This window comes from Hydrogenimonas sp. (genome assembly GCF_029932565.1).
Taxonomy (GTDB): domain Bacteria; phylum Campylobacterota; class Campylobacteria; order Campylobacterales; family Hydrogenimonadaceae; genus Hydrogenimonas.
Map to the genome: position 1 here is coordinate 2,754 of NZ_JAOZPV010000077.1, position 5,088 is coordinate 7,841.

4 protein-coding genes and 1 pseudogene are annotated in these 5,088 nt (G+C 53.0%); all 5 read right to left on the reverse strand.

Annotated elements, in window-relative coordinates:
• Window positions 1–201: 201 nt before the first annotated feature.
• Complete coding sequence (locus Q1K24_RS08335; protein ID WP_300368756.1) at window positions 202–1,626, reverse strand: endo alpha-1,4 polygalactosaminidase; 1,425 nt, start codon at window positions 1,624–1,626, stop codon at window positions 202–204.
• 7 nt (window positions 1,627–1,633) lie between these two features.
• Window positions 1,634–2,323, reverse strand: coding sequence for a ParB N-terminal domain-containing protein (locus Q1K24_RS08340; protein WP_300368759.1), 690 nt, complete (start codon window positions 2,321–2,323; stop codon window positions 1,634–1,636).
• A 1-nt stretch (window position 2,324) separates the two neighbouring features.
• Window positions 2,325–3,374, reverse strand: coding sequence for a ParA family protein (locus Q1K24_RS08345; RefSeq protein ID WP_300368762.1), 1,050 nt, complete (start codon window positions 3,372–3,374; stop codon window positions 2,325–2,327).
• A gap of 66 nt (window positions 3,375–3,440) precedes the next feature.
• On the reverse strand, window positions 3,441–4,658 hold the full coding sequence (locus Q1K24_RS08350; RefSeq protein WP_300368765.1) for an NAD(P)/FAD-dependent oxidoreductase: 1,218 nt from the start codon (window positions 4,656–4,658) through the stop codon (window positions 3,441–3,443).
• A pseudogene (locus Q1K24_RS08355) lies at window positions 4,658–5,088 on the reverse strand (threonine synthase); the annotation flags it as partial. The pseudogene Q1K24_RS08355 and the gene Q1K24_RS08350, both read right to left, overlap by 1 nt.

The window sequence follows — 5,088 nt, forward strand, 5'->3', positions numbered from 1 at the left end:
ATGTAGATGCCTACAACCGCATGCTCGACAAGTGCACGGAATTTCTCTTCGGAATCCAGAAGGCCGTCGGCAATTGAACGTTGAATCTCGATCTGTTCCATTATGCTCTTTCCACTTGTTCCACCTGTAAAACCGTACTGCTCGGATTTTTTAATATCGTCACTTTATGAAAATCTATTAGAACCTGTGTTTAAATTTTGTTTATTGGCAGCTATGGCGATAGCTGTTGTCGAGATCGAGAGGCAGAATGAGTGTACGGAAGCCCATCCGATTGGACTCGTCGCATAATGCTTGTCGCTGATTGGCATCATCGATATATTTTCTGTCGTATTCGACATGGAAAACGGGTTTGCCGGCATCGATGAAAGGCTTCAGTCTGTCGCATTCATCATAGGTATGGCACTCTTCATTGAGAGCGAAATCGAAAGAGGGTTCAAGTGCTTCGATCTGGTCGAGATCGTTTTTGAGGGCGACAGCCAATCCTCTGCGATGCGCTTCCTCCGCCAGGAATCTGTTGTAATCGATCTGGTCGCCGTATGTCAAAGGAAATCCGGAGTCGTTGTCGTATCCGTCGACATTGTCCGGTTCGACACCATCGCACCCTTTGTTTTTTGCGAGTTCCAGCCTCGACTTCATAATGTCGCGGACCGCAGCCGACCGGATATCGAGCCATCGTTCACCCTCCCAGCCATCCAGTGCCTTCCCCAGAACTTCCGACGGAAAGAGATCTTTGTCGTCCCGCCAGTTTTCATAACTCCCCGCACTGAAGTAGCAGATCACTCTTTTCCCGTCGTTTTTCAAATCGCGTATCAGGTTTTCATCACTGTCGAAAAGATCGATATCGTACAGTTCCACATCGTACCCTGTATCGACCTGACCGTTGAGCTGCCACTGCCAGGAGACGTTCGTATCGGGACGATACCAGAGGGGCCAGCCGACACCACTCGCTGTCACTATCGTTTTCCAGGGCCCGTTTGGAACGGCTCCGTCATCCACAAAGCGCCAATCCACCTTGTCGATATCCTGCAGTCCAAGATAATCTCTGACGGCGGGCGAGACATCGATACCGGCACGATCGTTGAGAGTGTTGAGCGGCAATGCATCTGCGAACACATAATCGGCATCGTTTTCGCCAAAAGGTCCCGAATCTTCCCATTGGGCATAGACGGTTTTGCCATCTTTTTCGATTTTGATCCAGCGGTTTTTACAAAAGGAGCGCCACTCCGGCCAACCGGGCGTATACCATGGAATCAAACCATCGAGACCGGGCTTTCTCGAACCGTTTTCATCGAAATCGTTATAGGGCAGCGCAGCGTAAAACGGATTTTCTCTCGGTCTGAACTCCTGCGGAAAGTAGCCGTTCCGTCGGTCGGGTGTGTCGATACCGCCGAAACGCTCCGTCCACTTTTCATCCCATGTACTCGAAACGTTGGAGATGTTCCCGTTCGCCGGACTGGCGGATTCCCCTATCCAGAACACCGTTGCCGTGATATCTTTGTGGAGAGAGTAGGAACGGGTCGATCGCGTCACCTCTTCCGTCTCGTCGGAAACTCCTCCGCCGCTTCCGCCGCACCCATAAAAGAGCAGCGCAGCCACTCCATAAATTACAATGAATCGTCTCTTCAAATTTTTCCTACATTTGGCTCAGTTTGTATATAAATCGGTAAACTTCCGCTTTGGTTTTATCATCCGCCGCTCTTTTATCGACTTTGATTTTGAGCCGGACACCGCCTTTTTCGATATCGAGTTCGTCACGGATGATTCTGAAATAGCGTTTCAGCAATGCTTCGAAGTGTTCGTTGAATGAAGTGAGAGGGTCCCCTTTGCTGTTGTCGAAAAAGAGCTCTTTGTAGTCCGCCACTTTCAAACCGCTCTTTTCGGCTATCGTGTCGTCGTCGATCCCGTGCTCCTGTTTGAGCCTCTGGAGATAGAGAGCGATTTCGATCAGATCGAAACTCTCGGGTGCATTGAGCAGATAGGGAAGAAACAGAGCATCCTGCTCATCCACATCGACCACTTCCGCAGCGATATCGGCGAAACCCAACGCTTTCGCGACCTCGACCCGTCTGTTGCCGTTGAGCACTTCGTAGCGCTCGCCCCTGCGCCGGACAACGATCGGCTCGAGCTGGCCCACCGTTTCGATCGATTTCTCCAGTGCTCCCAAATCCCTTTCGAAGAGCCGGATCACGATTCCGTTCTCCAGTGCATTCAGCGGAATGGTCTCGATCTTCTCGCGCTGCTCTTTGAAGATACCGTGGGTCTCTTTTTTCGAAAGGGCGCTTTTCGCGTTGCTTTTGAACTTTTCCAGATTCACTTTTGCCATATCACGCCTCCAGTGCTTTGTCGACTGCGTACTCGAGCATGCTCTCCGCAATGACCAGTTTTTTCTCGAGCTCTTTTTTGTACTCGATCAGTGGAATATGGAGATTCTGCGACTCTTTGAAGCGGGTGCTGTCTTTGATCGTATAGACATTTTCGATTCCCTCGTTCACGGCCATCTCCGCGATCGCTTCAATGTAGACACTGTGAATGTTGCTCTTCTTGATCTTGTTGATAAAGACCGAATCGACCTTGACATCATGGTCCGTCTCTTCGGCGAGCTCCTTGATCTCGAGATAGAGTTCGTTCAACCCGTTGACACTGAAATCTTCCGCGTCGGTGACGATGCTGACGAGATCGCTGGCATACAGTGACATATGGAGCGACAACCCGGTCGAAGGCGGGGTATCGATGACGATGAAGTCGTAATTCTCTTTGACCAGTTTCAGAATGTCGTTCAGCTTCTTGTGCGGCAGGGTAAAGACCGACCGGCTCAATTCGACGATGCGCCCCAGCGACAGTTCGCTCGGAAGCAGATCGAGCTCCGCATTCTCGAACTCGATCGGTACGATGTACTCGTTGACATCGTCGGCGGATACACTCTCTTTGCGTGTCATTCTGTCAAAGATGTTCTTGATACTCTCGTTAACGAAGTAGCGGTTGGCGAAATAGCGGGAGCTGTTCGCCTGGGAATCCATGTCGACCAGAAGAACGCGCTTGTTGAGCAGTGCCAGATCGTAGGCGAAGTTCGCGGCGATGGAGGTCTTTCCCACACCCCCTTTGAGATTCGAAAACGAGACGACCTTCGTACCGTTTCTGTTTCTGAAACGTCTGTAGGTTTCGGGTTCGATCACGAGCTTCTTGAACTCTTTGTCTTTCTCCAGACCCAACACGCTCTTCGCGTAATCGAACATCATCTGGGGAACGTAATAGGTCTCCCGCGACGACGAACTCTTTTTGATATTCGGGACGATATTCTCATCCAGGATCTCTTTGGCACGTTCGGGACTCACATGCATCTTTTTGGCGGTTTCACCCAGTTTGAAGATCTCCATAACCGTTTCACCTTTAAAGAGTTTTAAAGATTATCCCAGATTATGACTTATGAGGTTCTGAAACGGTTATTTCGCCATCGCTTCGCCGGCGACTCTGCCGCTGGCCCAGGCGAAATGGAGATTGTAGCCGCCCCGGCGCCCGACGATATCGAGCACTTCACCGGCGAAATAGAGACCGGGAACGATCGTCGACTCCATCGATTTGGCGTCGACCTCTTCGGTCGAGACGCCTCCTCCGGCCGTTTCGGCATGCTTGTAGCCGTGCGTATCGGTCACGTCGAAGCGCCAGTCGGCGATCTGTGCGGCGATCCTGCGCAGATCTTTCGCACCAAGCCGGCTGCAGGGGTTGCCGGCATCCATGCCCAGAGAGAGCAGCAGTGCATGAACGATCTTTTTCGGAAGCAGACCATGCAGCATCTGCGAAAGCGGCAGATGCCCGACTCTTCCGGCAACTTTGCCCAGTTGCGAAACCAGAGCCTGACGTTCGAACTCCGGAAGAAGATGGATGCCGATGGAGACTTTCCGCCCGTGTCCGAGCGCCCGGGAAGCCTCGGTAGAGATGTCGAGCACGGCAAAGCCGGAGACGCCGTAACGGGTAAAGAGCAGATCCCCCCGGACACTCCTGTTCCCCCTCCCCTCGATATGGAGTGTCACTTCCGCATCGACTTTGATACCGCTCATCCGTGCGGGAAGATCCCCCTGAAGATGCAGGCCGACCAGTGTCGGATAGGGGTCGACGACCGTGTGCCCAAAAGATTCGGCGAGCCGCAATCCGCTCCGGGAGCCGCCGAGCTGTGGCGCGGCGGGTGATCCCGTCGCGATCAGGAGACGATCGTAGGATTCCGTTCCCTCCTCCGTTTCGACGATGAATCCGGCCGTCCGTTTTTCGATATGCCGAACCGGCCGGTTCAAAAGAAACCGCACACCCCGGCGCAGCGCTTCCCGACGCAATGCCTCATGCACCGATTTCGCTTCGTTGCTGAGAGGATAGACGCGCCCATCCGGTTTGATATCGAGCAAAAGGCCGATCGATCCACAGAAATGTGTGAAGGTTTTGAAATCGAACCGTTTCAGCGCGTGGTTGACGAACGAAGGATGGTGTCCGAAATAATCTTCGGAAGTCAGTGAAGTGTTGGAGATGTTGCAGCGGCCGTTGCCCGATGCGAGAATCTTCTTTCCCACGTCGGTATTTTGCTCATACAGGTCTACCCGGACCTTCTTTTCCGCCGCCGTCAAAGCGGCCATAAGCCCGGCGGCACCGCCGCCGACGATCGCAATCTTCATCAGATAAATTTGAGGATCTCTTCCTCGATCTTCTCTTTCTCGACGACGGTATCGTGGATGACAGGCTTTTCGAAAAGCTCGGCGATCATCGGGGGAACCGGTACGCCGTAGTGCTCGCTGACCCACTGCAGCGCATCGAGATCGCGCTCCGCTCTGTGTCCGAGCGCCTCGCTGACCGTCGGACTGAATTTCGTCCACTCCGCCGTCGAACAGATCACCGTTTTGAGGCTCTTCTTTCTCAGCTCGTCATATGCTTTGAAACAGGTCGCCGTATGGGGGTCCATGATGTACCCCTTATTGGCATAAGCGGCGATGATCGCCTTGCCCTCCTCGTCGCTGCAGAAGGTCGCGTCGAAATCTTCCCGAAGCATCGCCAGCTCATCGTCCGTCAGCCGGTAGACACCCTTCTCGTTCAGGTCGTCCATCAGCT

Coding starts and splice junctions, on each gene's coding strand:
- Q1K24_RS08345 (WP_300368762.1), bottom strand. CDS start 3,374: ATGGAGATCTTCAAACTGGGTGAAACCGCCAAAAAGATGCATGTGAGT.
- Q1K24_RS08340 (WP_300368759.1), bottom strand. CDS start 2,323: ATGGCAAAAGTGAATCTGGAAAAGTTCAAAAGCAACGCGAAAAGCGCC.
- Q1K24_RS08350 (WP_300368765.1), bottom strand. CDS start 4,658: ATGAAGATTGCGATCGTCGGCGGCGGTGCCGCCGGGCTTATGGCCGCT.